This is a genomic window from Shinella yambaruensis, assembly GCF_022899355.1.
Classification (GTDB): domain Bacteria; phylum Pseudomonadota; class Alphaproteobacteria; order Rhizobiales; family Rhizobiaceae; genus Shinella; species Shinella yambaruensis.
In genome coordinates, this window is sequence record NZ_JALJCK010000016.1 from 112,402 (window position 1) to 133,037 (window position 20,636).

Genomic DNA, 20,636 nt, shown 5'->3' on the forward strand with positions numbered 1-20,636 from the left:
AAATGTTCCGGAACAAATCCCATCTTTTCGCGTTGCACCATCGCTCTCCTCGCACCGGACCGGCGCTCTCTGTTCCTCCCGGCGAAACCCGTCGCGGGCCACGATGAGCACTTGCGGCGGCGGCACGGGATTTTCGGTCCGTCTGCCTGTTGCTTCAGGGGAGCACCTGGTCGACCGAAGGGGACGCATCGCATGAGCTATTCATTTTCCGAACTCGACTTCATGAAGCCGGAGCTCGGCGCCGAATTCACCGGCGAGGGCACGCATTTCGCCGTCTTTTCCGCCCATGCCGAGCAGATGGAACTCTGCCTGTTCTCCGACGACGGCAAGGAGGAGACCGACCGGCTGCCGCTGCCCAAGCGCGAGGGCGACATCTGGTCCGGCTATATCGCCGGCCTGAAGCCCGGCACCGTCTACGGCTACCGGGCGCAAGGCCCCTACGACCCGAAGAACGGCCACCGCTTCAATCCCAACAAGCTGCTCCTCGATCCCTATGCCAAGGAAATCGTCGGCGAGATCGCCTGGGACGACGCCCTCTACGGCTACAGCATCGGCGATCCGGCCGGCGACCTCTCCTTCGACGAGCGGGACAGCGCACCCTTCATGGTCAAGGGCGTGGTGCAGGATCCGGACTTCGACTGGGCGGGCGATGCCGCCATCCGCCGGCCATGGACCGAGACGATCATCTACGAGGCGCATGTGCGCGGCATGACGATGAACCATCCCGGCGTACCGGAAGAGCTGCGCGGCACCTTCATGGGCATGGCGAGCGATCCGATCATCGAGCATCTCGTCGATCTCGGCATTTCCGCCATAGAACTCCTGCCGATCCAGTATTTTCCCGACGACCGCTATCTCGTGGAAAAGGGGCTGCGCAACTATTGGGGCTACCAGACGCTCGGTTTCTTCGCGCCGCAGCCGCGCTTCCTCTCCGGCCGTGCCATCACCGAGTTCAAGACCATGGTCAAACGCTTCCATGCCGCCGGCATCGAGGTGATCATGGACGTCGTCTACAACCATACGGCCGAAGGCTCCGAACGTGGTCCGACCCTGAGCTTCCGCGGGCTCGACAATCTCAGCTACTACCGGCTATCGCCGGGCGACCTGCGCCATACCTATGATACGACCGGCACCGGTAACACACTCAACATCGCCCATCCCATGGTGCTGCGCATGGTGCTCGACAGCCTGCGCTACTGGGTCGGCGTCATGCATGTCGACGGCTTCCGCTTCGACCTTGCCAGCACCCTCGGGCGCACGCGGCACATCGAGTTCGACCGCGAAGGCACGTTCTTCGATGCGATCCGGCAGGACCCGATCCTTTCCGGCGTGAAGCTGATCGCCGAGCCTTGGGACGTCGGCGACGGCGGCTACCAGGTCGGCGGCTTCCCGCACCCCTTCCGCGAATGGAACGACAAGTACCGCGACGACGTGCGCCGCTTCTGGAAGGGCGATGGCGGCCTCGTTTCGGGGCTTGCGACACGGCTCACCGGCTCGGCCCCGCAGTTCAACCATTCCGATCGCGGCGCCACCTCGTCGGTCAACCTGATCAGCGCCCATGACGGCTTCACGCTCATGGACACCGTCTCCTATGACGGCAAGCACAACGAGGCGAACGGCGAGGACAACCGCGACGGCCATTCCGACAACCATTCGCACAATATGGGTGTCGAAGGCCCGGCGGAGGACCCGGCCATCCGCTCGGCACGCGATCGCCGCCGGCGCAACATGATCGCGACCCTGCTGCTCAGCCAGGGCGTGCCGATGCTGCTCGGCGGCGACGAACTCGGCAACAGCCAGAACGGCAACAACAATGCCTATTGCCAGGACAACGAGACGGGCTGGACCGGCTGGGACGGCCTCGATGATCCGTTCCTCAACTTCTGCAAGGGCGCCATCGCCTTCCGCAAGCGCCATCCGGCGCTCCGGCAGGAACGGTTCCTGACGGGCGAGGCAGGCGAGGACGGCACCGTCGAGATCGCCTGGTACGGACCCGACGGCGCTCTCATGACCGACGCCGCCTGGAAGGACGGAAATCTGCGCACCCTCGGCCTCTTTCTCGCAAAGCCGGCGAACGGGGAAGGGGCGGACCAGCTCTTCATGGTCTTCAACGCGGGCGGGGACTGCACGGTGGCGCTGCCCGAAGCGAACGGCATCACGGCATGGAAACGGGTGCTCGACACGGGATCTGACGACAATGCCTTTGCCGAACATCCCGCCGAAGGCTCCGTCATGGTCTCCGGCGCAAGCATTGCCGCCTTCGAACCGGCAGGCTGACGATCGACCATGGCACCGGAAAACCTCAAGGAAACCGGCCTCGTCTATGTCAGCGACAGCGAGCCCGGCATCCGGCGCCAGCGGTCCGGCCGCGGTTTCTGCTATCGCCTGCCCGACGGGGCGCTGCTGCGCGATGCGGATATGAAGGCGCGCATTGCCGCGCTCGGTCTGCCGCCGGCCTATGAGAATGTCTGGATCTGCATGGAGGCCAACGGCCATCTGCAGGCCACCGGCTATGACGCGCGCGGGCGCAAGCAGTATCGCTACCATCCCGACTGGCAGGCACTGAAGAGCGGCGACAAGTTCGACCAGCTCATCGCCTTCGGCCGCGCGCTACCGAAACTGCGCCGCGCGGTCCGGCGCGACCTTGAAGGCGCGCCCGGCGCGGTCGATACGATGCTGGCCGCAATCACGGTCCTGCTCGACGAAGCGCAGCTTCGTGTCGGCAACCGGGCCTATGCGGTGGAGAACAAGACCTATGGCGCGACGACGCTCCTGAAACGTCATGTCTCGCTTGCGGAGGGACGCATCGCGCTGCGGTTCACCGCCAAGGGCGGCAAGCGCGTGCGCCGGACGCTGAAACATCCCCGCCTCCAGCGCCTGCTCGAGGACTGTGCCGACCTGCCGGGCCGCCAGCTCTTCGTCTGGAAGGACGAGGGCGATCTGGTGCGGCCGATCGATTCCGGGCGGCTCAACACCTATCTTGCCGAGATTTCCGGCATCGCCATTTCGGCGAAGACCTTTCGCACCTGGGCGGGCAGCCTCACCGCCTTCACCCATGCCCGCCACGCGATCGAGGAGGGCGGCCGCCCGACGATCAAGGGCATGGCCGAGGCGACGGCCGAAGCCCTGCACAATACGCCGGCCATCGCCCGGTCGAGCTACATCCACCCGGATATCATCGCACTCGCCGAAACACCGGAGGCCCTCGGCCTTGCCATGCGGTGCCCCGTGCTCGACATTTCAGGATTGCGAGTGGAGGAGGAACGCCTGCTGCGCTTTCTCGAAAACCGGAAAAGGGCGCAGCAGGGTTAGGGTCGCCGCATCAATGGCTAAGGGCAAGCGCCTTGTCGTCTTTCCGCGGCGGGCGGCGGATCGCGTCGACGGCCCGGCGGGTGGCGTCGTCGACATCGTTGGAATTGCGTTTCGTCTTCAGATGCTCGGGCAGGGCGACCCGCTCCAGTTCGGCGCGCTCGCGTGCCGCCTGTTCCCAATGCTCGCGATCCTTGCCGTGCGGGCGGCCTTCCGCCTCCCATAGGCCATAGGCACGCTTGCTGATCCATTCCTGGCGTTCGTCGTTCACGATGATGTCCCTTCGGTAGTGGCAGCGGTCTATGCCGCCGTCCATGAATTCACGCGGAAACCGGCTTCCTTCGCCGCTTCGATGAAGGCGCGGCGCGCGAAGGCCGGGTCGTCGTCGCTTGTCAGCCCCTGCTCGCAGACGCTTCTGGCTATCAGCGCTGCAGGTCCGTCTTCGATCGGCCAATGGTTCTTCAGGCACAGCAGGGCGTCCCGCGTGCTCTGCACGCGAAGAACCTGCTTGTCGCCCTCCAGCACGACCGCTTCGTCCCATAGCCGGTCGGTTGCAAAGATGGTCATTGCGACCCCTCCATTGCGGGTCTTTCGGCGGGAATATCGACAAGGCTGACGATGCCGACGACCCGCCGGTCGTCATTCACCACCACGAGGCGCCGCACGCCGAGTTCGCGCATGCGGGCTGCCACCGCGGCCGTGTCGTCGCTCTCGTTACACACTTCAGGCGACACGGTCATGAATTCGGCAATTGCCATGGAAGTGGAATGCCCCCGGCCGAGGACCGACACGACAATATCGCGATCCGTGATGATGCCAACGATGGCGCCGACGCCCGGCACCTCGACCGGAAGGGCGCCGACCTCGGTTTCCAGCATCAGCCGTGCGGCCGATTGTGCGGTGTCATTGGGAGAGACGGTCACGATCTGGGCGGACATCACGTCCTTCACACGCATCTTCGTCGCCCCTTCATAACCGCCCATTGATGAGGCTGCGGCCGTTCGGCGCGGCGGGGACGACCACCTCGTCGTGGTCCGGTCGGTTGAGCGGCAAATCGACCTGCTGCGGCACGATCACCTGCGGCTCCCAGGAATTGCGGCGTTTGCGGGTGTTCCGGAGGTCCGCATCGGGGGTAACGGCGGGTTTGCGGGCTAGCGGCTTCTTCTTCTGGCGCACGTTGGACTCCTGCGAACGGTTTTGTCTTTTCAACAAACGCAAGCGCCCGCGCTTGGTTCCCGAAAAACCCCGGAACCGACGTGCCTTCCGAGCATTATTGCCGAGCCGGATCGGTATCACGCGGAGAAAGTTGCCCATGCTGTTTGCAGGAAAGATCGCCCTCGTCACCGGCGCTGGGTCCGGGATCGGCAAGGCGACGGCCCTGGCATTCGCGCGCCATGGCGCCAGTGTCGGTGTCTTGAGCCGCAACCCGGACGAGGTGGAAGCGGTCGCCACCGAGATCCGCCGGCAGGGCGGCGAGGCCCTGGCGCTCCCGGCGGATGTGGCGGACGAGGCGTCGATGCGCGCTGCCGTGGAGCAGCTCTCCACGGCGTTCGGCGGCCTGCACATCGTCGTCGCCAATGCGGGCATCAACGGCGTCTGGGCGCCGATCGACGACCTGACGCCTGCCGAATGGGACGAGACGATCGCCACCAACCTGCGCGGTACCTATCTCACGCTGCATCTCACCGTCCCCCTGCTCAAGCGGGCAGGGGAGGGCGCGATCGTCGTCGTCTCCTCGATCAACGGCACGCGCACCTTCTCGACGGCGGGCGCGACCGCCTATGCGGCCACCAAGGCAGCGCAGGTCGCCATGGTACAGCAATTGGCACTGGAGCTCGGCAAGGTGCGCATCCGCATCAACGCCGTCTGCCCCGGCGCCATCGAGACGCGCATCGACGACAACACCGAGCGGCGCGGGGCGGGCGAGGCCGGCATCCCCGTCATCTGGCCGCAGGGCGATATACCGGTCTCGCAGGGCAAGCCCGGGACCGCCGACGAGGTTGCCGACGCGATCCTCTTCCTCGCCTCCTCCAAGGCGCGGCACATCACGGGTATCCCGCTGTGGATCGACGGCGGACAGGGTCTGTTGCGCTAGGGTGCGGGTGCCGGGATATGGCGCCTGCCCGTCGTTTGACGCGGCGGGGCCGCGCCCTATCTCCTCTCGCGGTTCCGCCGTCGTGAGAGGTGCGGATCGAGACGGGCGGCATGGGCAGCGGCTTTTCCCGGTGACGCCAGATAAGGCGCGTAGCCGACCGCGGGGCATTTGAAAGAGGCAGTGAATGGGGCTGGGTGAGGGTCTGAACGACGCGGTGGACAACCGCTATCCATTTCTGAGCGGTGGCGGCGATGCCGCCCTGTTGATTGGTGCTTTCGATTGGTCCCGAACACCGGTCGGCCCCTTGGACGGATGGCCGCAGAGCCTCAAGACGACGGTAGGCTTCCTGTTGCGCTCGCCGGTGCCGATCGTCCTGCTCTGGGGGGAAGACGGCATCATGATCTACAACGATGCCTATTCCGTCTTTGCCGGCGAGCGGCATCCGGCCCTGTTCGGCAGCAAGGTCCGCGAGGGATGGCCGGAGGTCGCCGATTTCAACGACAATGTCATGAAGGTCGGTCTAGCCGGCGGAACGCTCGCCTACAAGGACCAGGAACTGACGCTCTACCGGCGCCGGGGCGAGCCGGAACAGGTCTGGATGAACCTCGACTACTCGCCGGTGCTCGGCGAGGATGGCCACCCGGCCGGGGTCATCGCCATCGTGGTCGAGACCACCGCCAAGGTGAAGGCCGAGGAGCGGCTGAAGACGGAGCGCGAGCGGCTTCGCCTGATGTTCGAGCAGGCACCCGGCTTCGTGGCGACGCTTTCCGGCCCGGACCATGTCTTCGAGATCGCCAACAATGCCTATCTCCAGCTCGTCGACCGCCGGGACATCCTGGGCAAGCCGATCCGGGAGGCGCTGCCCGAGGTCGTCGAGCAGGGCTTCGTCGATCTGCTCGATCGTGTCCTTTCGACCCGACGCCCCTATTTCGGCAGGGGCGCGCGCGTCCTCCTGCGGCGCGGGCATGACGAGGCGCCGGTGGAGCGCTACCTCGATTTCATCTACCAGCCGGTTTTCGACGACAGCGGCATGGCGACCGGCGTGCTCGTCCAGGGCCACGACGTCACCGAACAGCGGGCGGCCGAGGAGGCGCTGCGGGAAAGCGAAGCCCGCTTCCGGCTCGCCGCGGACAATGCACCCGTCATGCTCTGGATGGGCGACCAGAACGGCAGGTGTCTCTACCTGAACGCAGCGAAACGCGCCTTCTGGGGCGTGGCGCCGGAGGACGTCGCCAGCTTCGACTGGAACGACACGGTGCATCCCGACGACCGGCAGGCACTGGCCGCCACCGTCGGCGAGGCCATGCGCCGGCAGGTGCCGTTCACCGCCGAGGCGCGCTATCGCCGCAAGCTCGGGTGCTACCGGCTGCTGCGCACGCAGGCGCAGCCGCGCTTCGGCGCGGGCGGCGAGTTCCTCGGTATGATCGGGGTCAATGTCGACGTCACGGAGGAGCGGGCGGAGGAGATTCGGCGCAACGCTCTGATCGAACTCACCGACCGTTTCAGCCAGCTCACCGACCCGGCCGACATCGCCTTCGCCGCGGCCGAGACGCTGGCGAAGGCGCACAATGTCAGCCGCGCAGGATATGGCACCATCGACCTCGTTGCCGAGACGATCACCATCGAGCGCGACTGGAACGCCCCCGGCGTCAAGACGATCGCCGGCGTGCTCAATTTCCGCGAATACGGCACCTATATCGACGACCTGAAGCGCGGCGAGACCGTCGTGGTGGCGGATGCCGAACAGGACCCCCGGACGAAGGCGACCGCCGAGGCGCTGAAGGCGATCAAGGCGCGGGCGTTCATCAACATGCCGGTGACGGAGGCTTCGGGCCTCGTCGCACTGCTCTACCTCAACCATGCCGAGGTGCGCGAATGGTCGGAAAGCGAGCTCGACTTCGTGCGCGACGTCGCGGCCCGCACCCGCATCGCCGTGGAGCGGCGGCGTGTCGAGCAGAAGCTGGAGCAGCTCGCCAACTCGCTTGAACGTCAGGTCAGCGAGCGCACGGCGGAGGTCAACCGTCTCTGGCGCAATGCCCGCGACCTGCTGGTGGTGACCGGCGAGGACGGCACGATCCGCTCGGTCAACCCGGCCTGGACTGCGGTGCTGGGCTTTCCGGCGCGCGAGAGCATCGGCCGGCGCCTCGGCTCCTTCGTCTGGCAGGAGGATGCGGCCACCTTCCTTGCTGCAAGCCGGCGCGCCGGCGCCCCGGACCTCGACGTGCGCTTGCGCCATCTCGACGGCTCGGTGCGCTGGATCTCCTGGCGCATCTTCGCCGAGGCGGGCCTGACCTTCGCCTACGGCCGGGACGTCACCGCCGAACGGGAACAGGCCCGCGCGCTCGCGGAGGCAGAGGACCAGCTTCGCCAGGCCCAGAAGATGGAATCGATCGGCCAGCTGACGGGCGGCGTCGCCCACGACTTCAACAATCTCCTGCAGGTCATCTCGGGCAATCTCCAGCTGCTCGGCAAGGACGTGGCCGGCAACGCCCGCGCGGAGCAGCGCGTCGCCAATGCCATTGCCGGCGTCAGCCGCGGCTCCAAGCTCGCCAACCAGCTTCTCGCCTTCGGTCGCCGCCAGGCGCTGGAACCGAAGGTCATCAACATCGGCCGCTTCGTCATGGCGCTGGAAGACCTGTTGCATCGCACGATCGGCGAGGCGATCGAGATCGAGACCATCCGCTCCGGCGGCCTGTGGAACACCTTCGTCGACCCCTCGCAGATCGAGAACGCCATCCTCAACCTCGCGATCAATGCCCGTGACGCCATGAACGGCATCGGCAAGCTGACGATCGAGGTGGGCAACGCGCATATCGACGACGCCTATGTCCGCCATCATCCGGATATCAAGACCGGCCAATATGTCGTCATCGCCGTCACCGATACCGGCGAGGGCATGTCGGCGGACGTGCTGGGGCGCGCCTTCGAGCCCTTCTTCTCCACCAAGCCCGCCGGCAGGGGCAGCGGCCTCGGCCTTTCCATGGTCTATGGGTTCGTCAAGCAGTCGGGCGGGCATGTGAAGATCTACAGCGAACCGGGGGAGGGCACGACGGTGCGCATCTATCTTCCCCGCTCGCTGGAAGAGGAGGACCGTCTCGCCGAGGTCGATTTCGGTCCGGTCACCGGCGGCACGGAGACGATCCTGGTGGCCGAGGACGACGACGAGGTGCGTGCAACGGTCGTCGAGATGCTGGGCGACCTCGGTTATTCGGTGCTGAAGGCGCGCGACGCGGCAAGCGCGCTGTCGGTCATCGAAAGCGGCGTGCCCATCGACCTGCTCTTCACCGATGTCGTCATGCCCGGCCCGCTGCGCAGCCCCGACCTTGCCCGCAAGGCCCGCGAGCGCCTGCCGAACCTCGCGGTGCTCTTCACGTCCGGCTATACCGAAAATTCCATCGTGCACGAGGGCCGGCTCGACGCCGGCGTCGATCTCCTCTCCAAGCCGTACAGCCGGGAGGCGCTGGCCCGGAAAATCCGCGCCAGCCTCAGCGGCCGCCGACCGCCTTCATCGCAGGCCGACGCGCCCGCGAACGGCGGGATGGTCGCGACGCCGGAAGCAAAGCGGCTGGCGATCCTGCTGGTCGAGGACGATTTCCTGATCCGGCTCAATGCGGTCGATCTCGTGCAGGAACTCGGCCATGAGGTTGTGGAGGCGGCGACGGCGGAACAGGCATTGCCCCTGCTGAAGGAACGGCGCTTCGACGTCCTCCTGACGGATATCGGCCTGCCCGCCATGTCGGGGGCGGACCTTGCCATCCATGCCCGCGCGGAAGACGCGGAGATCGGCGTCGTCTTCGCCACCGGCCATGACCGCCTGCCAGCCATTCCCGGCGAACGGGCGGCCGTGCTGCTGCTGAAGCCCTATGACAGCCGCGAGATCGCCGCGGCGCTGGCGGCGGCGACCGCCTGAGACGTTTTCCTCGATGCGCATGCGTCGAGGGAACATTGCATGGCCTTGCGGGTTTGGCGGAGACATCCCCAACGAGGAGGCCATTCCATGCCTGCAAAATCGAAAGCACAGCAGAAAGCTGCCGGGGCCGCGCTCGCAGCCAAGCGCGGCGACATCAAGAAGAACGAACTGAAGGGCGCCTCGCGCAGCATGGAGAAATCCATGTCCGAAAGCGAGTTGAAGGAGCTGGCATCGACGAAGCGCAAGGGCAAGCCCGAGCACGCTTCGAAATCCGCCTGACGCTTTGAACCGGGAGGAGCCGATGCGTGTTCTGATCGTCGAGGATGAATTCCTGATCGCCAAACTTCTGGAAAATGTGGTGGAGGACGATGGCTACGAGGCCATCGGCCCGGTTTCGACCGTCGAGCAGGCCCTTGCCTATGCTCCGCGCGCCGACATCGCGCTGGTGGACCTCAGCCTTTCCGACGGAAACAGCGGCCAGCTTCTGGCGCGCCGGCTGATCGACCGCTTCGGTATCGACGTGATTTTCGTGACGGGTGATCCGGGCTCGGTGCAACAGGGGTTCGACGGCGCGCTTGCGGTGGTCAACAAACCGTTCCGCGACGAGGAGATCACCGGCGCGCTGGCCATGGCGCTGGACAAGCGCAGCCGGTCGATCGCCCGCCGCGCAGCCCCCTGACGGCGGCGGCCAGCCAGAGCAACTCCGGAGAAACCCGGGATTGCTCTGGAAACCAGTTTCTGCCGCATTGTCCCGGCTGGGAATGCCCTAGAGAACGAAGATGTCCGCGGATGTAAGGCGCAGGCCCGGATCCAGCGTTGCGATCTGCTGGCGCGCGGCATCGCCCGAACCGTCCGCATCATAGTAGAAGGCGCCGGTCTTGTTGTCGTAGATCACCCTGTCGCTGGCATCGACGGCCGCATTGCCGACGCCGATCGTCTTGAACAGCGCCGAGCCGAGCCGGCCGGCCTCGCCGAGGCCTGCAAAGATATCGTTGTCCAGGCCGATCATATCGGCCCCGCGCTTGAAATCGGTGATCACGTCACGGTTCGCCGCCGTCGGCGCATGGCGGAAGATGAAGGTGTCGTTGCCCGCGCCCCCGGTCAGGATGTCCTTGCCGGCGCCGCCGTTGAGCTTGTCGTTGCCCGCGCCGCCGCCAAGACGGTCGGCCCCGCCGCCGCCGAAGAGCACGTCGCCACCGGCACCGCCGAGGAGCCGGTCCTTGCCGGCACCGCCCTCAATGATATCATTACCGGCGCCGCCATTGATGACGTCGTTGCCGCCGAGGCCGCGCAGCGTGTTGGCGGCGCCGTTGCCGGTGATGACATTGGCCGAGCCGTTGCCCGTCCCGTCAAGGCCGGCCGTGCCGGTCAGCGTCAGCTTCTCGTGATAGCGGCCGAGCGTATGGGAGATCGAGGACAGGACGAGATCGACACCGTCGTCGGAATACTCCCATTCGAATGTGTCGCCCGCGCCGAAAACATAGGTATCGTTGCCGCCGCTGGTGCAGCGGTAGATATCCGCGCCCGCGCCGCCGTCATAGAAATCATTGCCGGTGCCGCCGTTCAGCACATCGTTACCGTTGCCGCCAAAAAGCCTGTCATTGCCGGAATAGCCGAAGAGATAGTCGTTGCCATTGCCGCCGTAGAGCCTGTCCGCCTTGTCGCCGGCTTCGGTCGCGTAATAGCCGCCGCCGTCGATATAATCGTCGCCGTCGCCACCATAGATGACGTCCGCGCCGTTGCCGCCATCGACATTGTCGTCGCCGCCGGCGCAGTACAGCACGTCATTGTCGTCGCCACCGTCCATCTCGTCATTGCCGGCGCTGCCGTAAAGCCTGTCATTGCCGGCATCGCCGAACAGCGCATTGCGGATGGTTTCGAAATTCGTGTCGTTCTGCAGGCCCGCCCAGAGCACGTCGTTGCCGTCGCCGCCGCGCAGGGTGTCCCCGCCGCTGCCGCCGACCAGAAGATCGTTGCCCGTGCCCCCTTCCAGCCTGTCGTTGCCGGCCTGGCCGTAGATACGGTCGTCGCCGGCATCGCCGTAGAGCACGTCGCTCGCGCCGTTCTGGCTGGTCTGCCAGTTTGGTTCGTCGGCACCGCAATCGCCATAAATTACGTCGTTTCCGTCACCGCCATAGATTGTGTCGCCCTCCGTGTGGTCATCGCCGTTGTTGTAGATATCGCCGAAGATGATGTCGTCACCGCCGAAACCGCGCAGCGCTCCCTTGGTGTTGGCGGAATCGTAATCCCCGTAATTGTCGTAGGTGCCGTCGCTCAGCAGCAGGGCCGTGCCCCAGAGGATGTCGTTGCCGTCGGTGCCGTTGTTGTTGCCGTTTGGATCGCGTGCCATGTTTCCCTCGTTTGCCGTGGCGGCTCGCGCCGCCGTTTCCGGCGCTTCCGGCCGCGAACCATCGGTTTCGCGGCAGAAGACACCGACCGTCCCATCGCCGCCCGGGTCAGCCGGGCTTCGACAGGATCGCGAGCCTACACCGCCGCCGGACGCGGTGGCTTGGGGAGGGAATCAGGGTTTTGGGATACTGCTGCCCGTCAATTCGAGAGGAAATGCTGGCGGATATCGGACGGCGTCGCCTGGAAGCGGCGGCGGAAGAGCTGGTTGAACCAGGAGATGTCACCGAAGCCGGCCATCAGGGCGATGGCGGCGATCGTATGGTGTTTCAGGCCGGGATCGCGCAGCAGCCCGTGCACATGATCGAGCCGCTCGGCGGTCACATGGTCTGTGAAGCTGGTGCCTTCCTCGTAGAACAGCGCGCGCACGTAAGGCACGCTGATGCCGTGGCGCTTTGCGAGCCATTCGAGGGAGAGACGCGGATCGCTAAGATGCGTGGCGATATCGGCCTTGAGCGCCTGCCGCCGCGCCGCGCGCGCGCCGTTCCCGCGCGCCTGGTGGGCGGCGTCGCGCTTTGCGCCCAGCATCAGCACGGCAAGGTCGACGAGATGGGCGGCAAAGACCGTCTGGTCCTCCTCGGTGATATCGGTATCGCTGTCGAGCAGCGAGGCGGCATAGCTGTTCAAGAGATGGGCCGCCGGGTCGCGCAGCGACCGCGTCTTCAGCAGACTGTCTGAAGACGCGATGCGATCGATGACCAGGGCGCGCGGAATGGCGATGCTAGGCATGAGCTCTTCTCGGCGACCATGGTCACCGTCTTGCGGTCGCGCCGCATCACGTTTACGTCGCCCGGCCGGATGAAGAGGTCCTCGCCGCGGGCATCGTGCACGCCGTTGCCGCCGGCAATGCTGAGATAGAGCAGGTCGTCTTCGTCGGACGGTGTGAGCAGCGTGACGGGCGTCGTGTTGGCGGCCGCGATATGCACGCCGCCGACCCCGCGCAGCCGCATGTCGATATCGACCGGCATCTCACCGAGAAAATCGATCGTGGTGCGGACGTGGCCATTGTAGACCGCCTCGACCAACTCCTTGCGCAGGCATTCGGCAGTCTCTCGCGTGGAAAACTGGACGACGGTCATCAGGCCCCCGGCAATCGTTGATCGTTCGCCCCGAAGCGCAGACTATGTCGCTGGAGGCCACAGGATCAAGACGTGCGGATGCACGCGCCTATTCGCGCGGCAGTAGAACGGCAAACTAGTAATCGACCAGCCGCATCTCCGCCTCCGGCGTGCCGAAGCGCGGCTGGACGCCGAGAAGGGGCGCGACGCGCTGGATGATCGCCTTGATCATCGGCGCCGCGGTGGATGCCGCGGTTCGCCCGCCATTCTCACCCGTCCGGGGTGCATCGATGATGGAAAGGACGATGTATCGCGGCTTGTCCATCGGAAACGCGGCGACGAAGGCGTTGAAATTGATATCCTTGGCGTAGCGCCCGTTGATGACCTTGTCGGCCGTCCCGGTCTTTCCGCCGACATGGAAGCCATCGACCTGCGCGTTGCGGCCCGATCCTCTCTGTCCGTTCCAGTCATAGAGGAAGCGCATGTCCGCGCTCGTCGTTTCCTTGAGGACGCGGGTCGCGAGCGCCTGCGCCTCGTCCTTGGTGCGCGGAAGGAAGGTCGGCGGGATGAGGTAGCCGCCGTTCACCAGCGCGGCGGCCGCGACGGCGGTCTGCAGCGGCGTGGTGGCGACCCCGTGGCCGAAGGAGATCGTGACGGAATTGATCTTCTTCCATGTCCGCGGCTGGGTGGGCGTTGCGACGCCCGGCATTTCCGTCGCCAGTTTCGACAACAGGCCGAGCCGGGTGAGGAACTGCTGGTGGCCGTCGATGCCGACCATGTCGGCCACCGCGGCGGTGCCGATATTGGAGGAATACTGGAACACTTCCGGTATGGAGAGCGGGCGGTTCTTGCCCCTGAAATCCCGGATGGTGAAGCCGCCCATGCGGATCGGGCGGGAGGCATCGACGACGGAGTTCAGCGTGATCTTGCCCGCATCTAGCCCCATCGCCAGGGTGAAGCTCTTGAAGGTCGAGCCCATCTCGAAGGTCGCGTTGCTGATGCGGTTGAACCAGCCTTTCTCATAGTCCTTGTCGACGCTTCCATCCGCCAGGGTGCGGGACGGGGCATTCGGATCATAGTCGGGCACCGAGGCCATGGCCAGCACCTCGCCGGTCTCCACGTCGAGGATGACGGCGCCGGCCGCTTCCGCCTCGTAGTCGGTCATCGCCTTGGCGACGACATTGCGCACGATGTTCTGGACGCGAAGGTCGATCGACAGCCGGACCGGCGCAAGGCGGGCATCGTCGGTCAGCCCGGCGGCCCGCAGATCCGCCAGCCCCTGCTGGTCGAGATAGCGCTCCATGCCCGCAAGCCCCTGGTTGTCGACATTGACATGGCCGACAATATGCGAGGCAGTGGCGCCGCCCGGATAGAACCGCCGCTTTTCCGGCCGGAAGCCGATGCCCGGAAGTCCGAGCGCCAGGATCTCGGCCTGCTGCCTGGGCGTCAGCTGCCGCCGCAGCCACTGGAAGGCGCTGGGGGAGCGTAGCTTCCTGTGCGTATCGCCCCAGTCGAGGTTGGGAATGACGAGGGCGAGCTTTTCGACCACTTCGTCTGCATCGACGATGCGGCGGGGATCGGCATAGAGCGAGACCATGTGGAGGTCCGTCGCCAGCAGCTCGCCATTGCGGTCCATGATGTTGGGGCGTGAGGCGATCGCATGGCCATTGCCGCCGATCGACGCGGAAAGGACAGGCTCGGAAAGGCCGTATTGCAGAAGGCGCCCGCCGATCAGCAGATAGACCGCCGAAAAGATCGCGATCATGATCGCCACCCGCTGCCGCGCCTGCTTCCGGCGGCGCGCATTGGTGCCGACGAATGCCTCGCCCCTGGCGTTCAGGCCCCGGTCGAGGACGAAATGCGCGCGGCTTTTCAGCCGGATGACGAACGAGATCATTCCACAGCAATCCAGGCCGTGTCGCCGCAACGAAGGGCGGATCCCCGCGCGCTGACGGGAGGGAGCCTGCATGCAGACGGCCGGGAAACCAAGGAAAGACTGGGCAGGCACCGGCACGCGATTAAATTTGCATTAATATACATTTAAAGTCGTACCGGCCGTCTTAACGGTTCATTAGGCGGGCATGCGCCGGAGAAAATGGAAAAGCTGTGCGAATGCGCTGGAAAAAACAGCACAAACCGCACGTGCCATGTAAACTCGCCGACATGGATTCGCGCGCACGCCCACCTGTTCCCGTCCTCCTGCCGCCCACGCATCTGCCCGGCTGGGCGCTGCCGCGCGGCCGGACGCCGGATGAGCTCGACGCCGCCTTCGCTGCCGGCATCGCCCTGAAAACCCTGGACGACCTCGTTCGCGCCGAGCCCGTCTGGGCCGGCTGCTGGCGCGCGCGCCAGGCGCTTGCCTGTGCCGTCGCCGCCGTCCGGCTGGCGGGCAGGGGAGAGGACGAGGCGGCCCTGCGCGATGCGGCCCTGCTGACGGCACCGGGCGACGATCCGGGCCCGGCCGGAAAGCTCTTCCTCGCTTTCGGCAAGCTCGCCGGCCGCAAGGGCGCCATCACCTCGAAATTCGTCGCCGAGCTTGCCGATCTCTTCGGCCTTGCCTGGGACGCCCGGCTCGGCGCGGCCGTCGATCATGCCGACGCGATCCTCCAGTCGGGTCGCCCGGCGCCCTTCGCCGCGGCCGAGCTCGTGGCCGCCATCCATGCCGAGCGGCCGGACGCCGAAGCGCTCGCCTGGGCGCTCGGCGATGCGATGATCGCGGAAAAGCTCAAATGGCAGCATGCCGTGCCGCTGCTGATGGCCGAACGCCATGGCCCGGCCTTCCGCACGCTTGGGGGCAGGGGGCGGGTGCGCCCCGGCGAGCCGGGCTTCGAGCGCGCCGTCTGCCTTGCGCTGGCCGAGGGTGCCGCGGCGGCGCTGCGCTCGGCCGGCGAGGTCGCGCGTCGTGCCGAACAGCTTCTTGCCGCGGCGCCGAAGGTGCGCACCAAGGGGGCCGGCGCCGTCATCCGCAAGCTGCTCGACGAGGACGCCATCTCGGCCTCCGCACGCAGCACCAACCTCTCCCGCTGGGCCAGCACGCGGCTGTTCGAGCGGCTGGAAGGGTTCGGCGCCGTGCGTGAGCTGTCGGGCCGAACCACCTTCCGGATCTTCGGGCTGTGACGATGACCGGATCGACCGCTCCCAGGACACCGCGCGCCGGCAAGGCGAAGACGGAGAAGGAAATCCTCTTCGATCGCGAGCTGGAGGATTTGCCGCCGGACCTGCGCTGGCGGGAATGGATGCTGCGCGTCGAGGCCGTCATCTTCGCTTCCGCCGAACCGGTCACACGCGAGACGCTGTCCCGCATCGTCGGCAAGGATTGCAGCATCGACCTCCTCATCGACGATCTCAAGGAAGACCTGCACGGGCGCCCCTACGAGATCGTCGCCGTCGCCGGCGGCTGGCAGCACCGGACGCGCCCACGCTACACCGATGCGATCCGCGCGTCCTCCACGCCCACGCGCGGGGGCGGGGCGTTGCTTTCGGAATTCGAGGCGATGGTGCTGATGGCGGTGGGCTATTTCCAGCCGGTCACGCGGGGCGAACTGTCGAAGATCTTCGGCAAGGAGGTCAGCCGCGACACGATCGGCGCCCTGCGCAATATCGGCTTCATCGGTTCAGGGCCGCGCAGCCCAACGCCGGGCGCGCCCTATACCTATGTGACGACCAAACAGTTCCTCTCCGCCTTCGGCATGGAGACGCTGCGCGACCTGCCGGATATCGAGGCGCTGGAAGATGCTGGACTGCTGAGCCGCAAGGAAATGGTCGATGAAACCCTTCCGGCCCCGGCGGATGACGGGGAAGGATGACCGGGCCGGACATCACCGCCCATCCCTGAGGGCGTCCTCACGATCGCTTTTCGGTCGGCTTTATCCCGGCCGGAATGGGGCAGACATAGGGTTTGCCGTCCTTCTTCTCCAGCCATTCCCGCTTCGCTTCGGCAAGCAGGGTCGGGTTGGTCATCAACGACAGACCGGTGGCGGCCAGCGTCTTTGCGGCATGCGCCATCGCCTTGTGCGCGGCCGGGCTCTTGCCCTGCGCCACCACCTGCCAGGTGTGCGGGTTGGTGCCGATCGCCCAGGCGGGCGTCCAGCACTGCGCGGTCGGCGTCACCCAGCTGACATCGCCGACATCGGTCGAGCCGGCGCGGAAATGCGACTCCCCTTCGAAGGCGCGCAGGCCGAGATGCAGCGGGGTCGTTCCATCGACCTTCGCATTGGAAAAGACATCGTCCCTGATCCGGTAGAGCCGCAGGCTGCTGTCGATCGCCTCCTGCGTGAAGGTGTCCTGGATGGCCTTGGCGAAGGCGATATCCCCCTCGTCGAAGGCGATCGGGCCAAGCGCCACCATAGTCTCGTGCATCGCCGTCTCGAGCGCGATATTGGGGAGGAGATTGGTCGAGGCCGTGTCGAAGACGATCTCCACCTCCGTCTCCGTCATCATCGCCGCGCCGCGTGCCACCTTCTCCACGCGCGCGGCGAGCGCCAGCGCCTGCGACATTTCCGGGGCACGGATGAGATAGAGCACCTCCGCCCGCGCCTGCACGACATTCGCGGCCTTCCCGCCGGTATCGGTGATCGCATAATGCACCCGGCAATCCTGCGGCATGTGCTCGCGCAGGAAGTTGACGCCGACATTCATCAGTTCCACCGCATCGAGCGCCGAGCGGCCGAGATGGGCGGCGTTGGAGGCATGGGCGGCAAGGCCCTTGAATCGGTAGAAGTATTCGAGCACGGCAAGATTGTTGGTCGAGCGCACGCCGTTGAAGGGGGCCGGATGCCAAGTCAGCGCCGTGTCGACATCGTCGAACAGGCCGGCCCGCACCATGAAGGTCTTTCCGGAGCCGCCCTCTTCGCCAGGGCAGCCATAATAGCGGACGGTGCCCGGCAGGCCCTCTGCCTTCAGGTGACGGGCGAGCGCGACCGCCGCAAGCAGCGAACCGACGCCGAGCAGGTTGTGGCCGCAGCCATGCCCGCTTTCACCGGCGGCCATCGGAGCGGCTTCGGCAATGCCCGAAACCTGGCTCATTCCTGCCAGCGCATCGAACTCCCCGAGGAAGGCGATGACCGGGCCGCCGCTGCCGCATTCGCCGATGAAGGCCGTGTCCATCTCCGCCACGCCGCGCCGCACCGCAAAGCCGTTCTCCTCCAGCGCCTTCGCCAGGACCTCCGACGATCGCCGCTCCTCGAACTTCAGCTCGGCGAAACCCCAGATGGCGTCGCTGAGCGTGGTGAAATCCGGCGCCATCGCCTCGATCGCCGCGGCGATCGATTGTACGTCGTCATGGTTCATGGCCTGTCCTCGCAGTGTATCCGCCCGTTTTGGGGCGCAGAAAAGTGTCCGGCGGGCGAGCCGCCGGATCCGGTTTCGATGAAATGGACGTCCCGCGCCGGGGGCCGCCTCCGGCGCGGGACGGCAAGGCTCAATCGTCGACCGAGACTTCCCAGAGCCGGGCGTTCGACTGCCAGACCGGCTGTCCCTTCAGCTTCTTCGTGGCGCCCCAGACGTCGACCATGTCGTAAAGGAAGATGCCGGGCATTTCCTTCAGCATCAGTTCGTGAAACTCGTCGAAGATCGCCTGGCGCTTGGCCGGATCCGCCTCGACATGGGCCGCCTTCATCAGCTCGATCGCCTTCGGATCGTCCCACATCAGCGAGGCGTTCTTGTCCTTGTCGCCGACATAGAAGGCATACATCAGCGCCGGATCGAGACGCGGGGCGACGGACTGCGAGATCACCTGGTAATTGCCGGAGCGGCGGCGATCGACCTGGGTCGCATAGTCCAGCACCTCGATCTGGATGTTGAGGCCGACCTGCTGCATCATGGCCTGCGCCATCACGGCCGCCGGGAAGCTCGGCACATTGCCGCGCTTGTTGGCAATGATGGTGATCGGCTCGCCATTGTAGCCCGCATCCGCCAGTTCCTTCCTGGCAGCTTCCAGATCATAGGGCAGGCGCTTCTTCTGCGTTTCGCTGAAATAGACCGAATCCTGCGAGACCATCGAGCCGTTCGCCTCGCCCGTGCCGTTGGAGGCGGCCGCGGCAAGCTCGTCGAGATCGAGCGCCATCGCCATGGCGCGGCGCACGCCGGGCTTGCTGAGGACCGGATCGCGCGTCTGGATGTAGAAGAGGTTCTTGCCGTTGTTGCGCGAGACGATGAGCTGCGTCTTGTCGCTCTCCTTGAATTCGGGGATCAGGTCGGGCGAGATCTCCGCCGTGTCGAGCACGCCGGATTCCAAGCCCGCCTTCACGGTCGAGGCATCGGGAATGACCATGAACTTGACGCCGTCGGCGAGCGGCCGCTTGGAGCCGACCATGCCGTCCGGCTTGCCGTCGTTTGCCGGCGAAACATAGTCCGCAAAGCGGGTGAGATGGATGTATTCGCCCTTCTTCCACGCGTCCCACTGGAAGGGACCGGTGCCAATCGGCTTGTCGAAGACGCCGTCCGCAGAAACGCTCTCCGGCGAGATCATGCCGGTATAGCCGCATTCCGGACGGGACATCAGGCCGAGGAAGACGGCGGACGGGTTTTCGAGCGTGATCTCGACCGTCTCTGCATCGAGCGCCTTGACGCCGGCTACCGGCGCCGCGCCGCCCTCCGTGAAGTCCTTCACGCAGGTCCATTTCGTTTCGGGGTTCAGGTAACGCGTCCAGTTCCACACCACGTCGTCCGCCGTCAGCGGCTTGCCGTTGTGGAACGTCACGTCCGTGCGCAGCTTGAACGTATAGGTGAGCCCGTCGGCGGATGTCTCGAAGCTCCTGGCGAGAAGCGGCTTCACCTCGCCGCTGTTGTTGTAGCCGACGAGGCCTTCGACGATATGCAGGATCACGCCGTCCGTATTGCCGTCGCGGTTGACGCCGGGATTGTTGCTGCGCAGGTCCGAGCTCTGCGCGACGGTGATGTCGCGCGCGGCGGCGATATGGACCATGGCAAGCAGCGCCGTGCCCGAAAGGAGAAGTTTCTTCATTGTTCTACCCTCTTTGCTGTCGTTGATTTTCAAGCCTGGAAGCCGTCCCAGCAGGCGCGCGAGAGCCTGCCGATGGTCTCGAGCGCCATCGTGTATCCCGGCGTGCCGTCAGGCATGACCTGCGGCACCTCGTCGGTGAAGGCGGCGATGATGTAGAAAGGGGCGCCGTCGCGATAGACGATGCCGGCATTCATGCGGCCGCGCTTGCCCGTGCCGCCCTTGTGTGCCACGACGGTGGCAAAGGGCAGGCGCGAGGGGATCGCGTAACGCAGGATCTGGTTCTTTAGCGTCTGCAGCGCATAGGCGCAGAGCTCCGGCGACGTGCCGAGCCGCGCGGCGGCCTCGGCCGAGGTCTGCGCGTCGAGGATCGTCTGGAGGAGGAACGCCTGGTCGCGCGCAGTCGTCGTGGTCACCGAGGTCAGCGCGTGGTCCGGGGCCAGCGCCAGCGGGGGAATGAGGAAGCGGTGATGCGTGCCCGTCAGGCCGATGGACTTGCAATAGGCATCCACCTCTTCGAGGGTCAGCCGCTCGAACACCATCTTGGTGCAGACATTGTCGCTCAGCACCATCATGCCGGTGATGGCATCGCGCAGCGAGATGACGAGGCCGGGCGTCATGTAGCGCAGCATGCCGCTCGCCACTTCCTCGGCAAAGCGCGCCTCGTAGGTGATCTGTTCGTCGAGATCGAGCCGGCCCTCGTGCACCGCCTTCAGCGCGGCCATCATGATCGAGGTCTTGCGGGTGCTGGCCGAAGGGGTCTCTTCATCCGCGCGATGCTCGATCGTCTCGCCGGTCTTCAGGTTGCGGACGAAAAAACGCGTGACGAAAGGCTGCGCATTGCAGATGTCCGCCAGCCGCGCGGCGACGGGGCCGTGATGGGAAGAGGTTTCCACG

The 20,636-nt window shown here is 65.9% G+C and carries 19 protein-coding genes; 8 read left to right on the forward strand and 11 right to left on the reverse strand.

Annotation, left to right across the window (positions count from 1 at the left end; translation table 11 throughout):
- Positions 1-192 precede the first annotated feature (192 nt).
- Together glgX and MUU56_RS28630 are read left to right on the forward strand one after the other, a co-directional pair.
- A complete protein-coding gene (gene glgX, locus MUU56_RS28625; protein WP_244770683.1) occupies positions 193-2,277 on the forward strand; it encodes a glycogen debranching protein GlgX in 2,085 nt (694 codons plus the stop codon).
- Positions 2,278-2,286: 9 nt separating this feature from the next.
- Complete coding sequence (locus tag MUU56_RS28630) at positions 2,287-3,312, forward strand: DNA topoisomerase IB (protein ID WP_244770684.1); 1,026 nt, start codon at positions 2,287-2,289, stop codon at positions 3,310-3,312.
- 10 nt (positions 3,313-3,322) lie between these two features.
- Here MUU56_RS28630 and MUU56_RS28635 read toward each other — a convergent pair whose 3' ends face one another.
- From MUU56_RS28635 to MUU56_RS28650, 4 genes are read right to left on the reverse strand one after another with little or no spacing between them, the layout of a single operon-like run.
- Positions 3,323-3,580: a DUF2934 domain-containing protein gene (locus tag MUU56_RS28635; protein WP_244770685.1), complete on the reverse strand. Its 258-nt coding sequence runs from the start codon at positions 3,578-3,580 to the stop codon at positions 3,323-3,325.
- A gap of 29 nt (positions 3,581-3,609) precedes the next feature.
- Positions 3,610-3,870 (reverse strand): DUF982 domain-containing protein, encoded by a 261-nt coding sequence (locus MUU56_RS28640; RefSeq protein WP_244770711.1) that lies wholly within the window; start codon positions 3,868-3,870, stop codon positions 3,610-3,612.
- Between the two features lie 2 nt (positions 3,871-3,872).
- Positions 3,873-4,265, reverse strand: a complete 393-nt coding sequence (locus MUU56_RS28645) for a CBS domain-containing protein (RefSeq protein WP_244770686.1) — start codon at positions 4,263-4,265, stop codon at positions 3,873-3,875.
- A 13-nt stretch (positions 4,266-4,278) separates the two neighbouring features.
- A complete protein-coding gene (locus MUU56_RS28650; RefSeq protein WP_244770687.1) occupies positions 4,279-4,623 on the reverse strand; it encodes a hypothetical protein in 345 nt (114 codons plus the stop codon).
- Here MUU56_RS28650 and MUU56_RS28655 point away from each other — a divergent pair.
- The 4 genes from MUU56_RS28655 to MUU56_RS28670 all read left to right on the forward strand — a co-directional run bounded on the left by MUU56_RS28655 (position 4,622) and on the right by MUU56_RS28670 (position 9,993).
- A complete protein-coding gene (locus MUU56_RS28655) occupies positions 4,622-5,404 on the forward strand; it encodes an SDR family oxidoreductase (RefSeq protein ID WP_244770688.1) in 783 nt (260 codons plus the stop codon). The genes MUU56_RS28650 and MUU56_RS28655 overlap by 2 nt on opposite strands.
- Before the next feature lie 304 nt (positions 5,405-5,708).
- A complete protein-coding gene (locus MUU56_RS28660; protein WP_244770689.1) occupies positions 5,709-9,314 on the forward strand; it encodes a PAS domain-containing protein in 3,606 nt (1,201 codons plus the stop codon).
- An 87-nt stretch (positions 9,315-9,401) separates the two neighbouring features.
- Complete coding sequence (locus tag MUU56_RS28665; RefSeq protein WP_244770690.1) at positions 9,402-9,593, forward strand: DUF3008 family protein; 192 nt, start codon at positions 9,402-9,404, stop codon at positions 9,591-9,593.
- 22 nt (positions 9,594-9,615) lie between these two features.
- Positions 9,616-9,993 carry a response regulator gene (locus tag MUU56_RS28670; RefSeq protein WP_244770691.1) on the forward strand — a complete coding sequence of 126 codons (378 nt, stop codon included), beginning with the start codon at positions 9,616-9,618 and terminating at the stop codon, positions 9,991-9,993.
- Positions 9,994-10,080: 87 nt separating this feature from the next.
- On the opposite strand, the gene MUU56_RS28675 is transcribed toward MUU56_RS28670, so the two are convergent.
- The 4 genes from MUU56_RS28675 to MUU56_RS28690 form a co-directional block, all read right to left on the reverse strand.
- The gene (locus tag MUU56_RS28675) at positions 10,081-11,664 is read right to left on the reverse strand and encodes a calcium-binding protein (protein ID WP_244770692.1); all 1,584 of its coding nucleotides are present in this window, start codon (positions 11,662-11,664) and stop codon (positions 10,081-10,083) included.
- Between the two features lie 197 nt (positions 11,665-11,861).
- A complete protein-coding gene (locus MUU56_RS28680) occupies positions 11,862-12,449 on the reverse strand; it encodes a helix-turn-helix transcriptional regulator (protein ID WP_244770693.1) in 588 nt (195 codons plus the stop codon).
- Positions 12,383-12,799, reverse strand: coding sequence for a hypothetical protein (locus MUU56_RS28685; RefSeq protein ID WP_244770694.1), 417 nt, complete (start codon positions 12,797-12,799; stop codon positions 12,383-12,385). The genes MUU56_RS28680 and MUU56_RS28685 overlap by 67 nt, the downstream gene beginning before the upstream one ends.
- Before the next feature lie 115 nt (positions 12,800-12,914).
- Positions 12,915-14,675 carry a peptidoglycan D,D-transpeptidase FtsI family protein gene (locus MUU56_RS28690; RefSeq protein WP_244770695.1) on the reverse strand — a complete coding sequence of 587 codons (1,761 nt, stop codon included), beginning with the start codon at positions 14,673-14,675 and terminating at the stop codon, positions 12,915-12,917.
- Positions 14,676-14,941: 266 nt separating this feature from the next.
- On the opposite strand from MUU56_RS28690, the gene MUU56_RS28695 reads away from it, so the two are divergent.
- Positions 14,942-15,895, forward strand: a complete 954-nt coding sequence (locus MUU56_RS28695; protein WP_244770696.1) for a DUF1403 family protein — start codon at positions 14,942-14,944, stop codon at positions 15,893-15,895.
- Between the two features lie 2 nt (positions 15,896-15,897).
- Positions 15,898-16,584 carry an SMC-Scp complex subunit ScpB gene (gene scpB / locus MUU56_RS28700; protein ID WP_244770697.1) on the forward strand — a complete coding sequence of 229 codons (687 nt, stop codon included), beginning with the start codon at positions 15,898-15,900 and terminating at the stop codon, positions 16,582-16,584.
- 37 nt (positions 16,585-16,621) lie between these two features.
- Here the strand turns inward: scpB and MUU56_RS28705 are convergent, their stop codons facing one another.
- From MUU56_RS28705 to MUU56_RS28715, 3 genes are all read right to left on the reverse strand, one after another.
- Positions 16,622-18,067, reverse strand: a complete 1,446-nt coding sequence (locus MUU56_RS28705; protein ID WP_244770698.1) for a M20 family metallopeptidase — start codon at positions 18,065-18,067, stop codon at positions 16,622-16,624.
- A 130-nt stretch (positions 18,068-18,197) separates the two neighbouring features.
- Positions 18,198-19,742 (reverse strand): ABC transporter substrate-binding protein, encoded by a 1,545-nt coding sequence (locus MUU56_RS28710; protein WP_244770699.1) that lies wholly within the window; start codon positions 19,740-19,742, stop codon positions 18,198-18,200.
- Positions 19,743-19,771: 29 nt separating this feature from the next.
- Positions 19,772-20,635 carry a serine hydrolase gene (locus MUU56_RS28715; RefSeq protein WP_244770700.1) on the reverse strand — a complete coding sequence of 288 codons (864 nt, stop codon included), beginning with the start codon at positions 20,633-20,635 and terminating at the stop codon, positions 19,772-19,774.
- Between the last annotated feature and the right edge of the window lies 1 nt (position 20,636).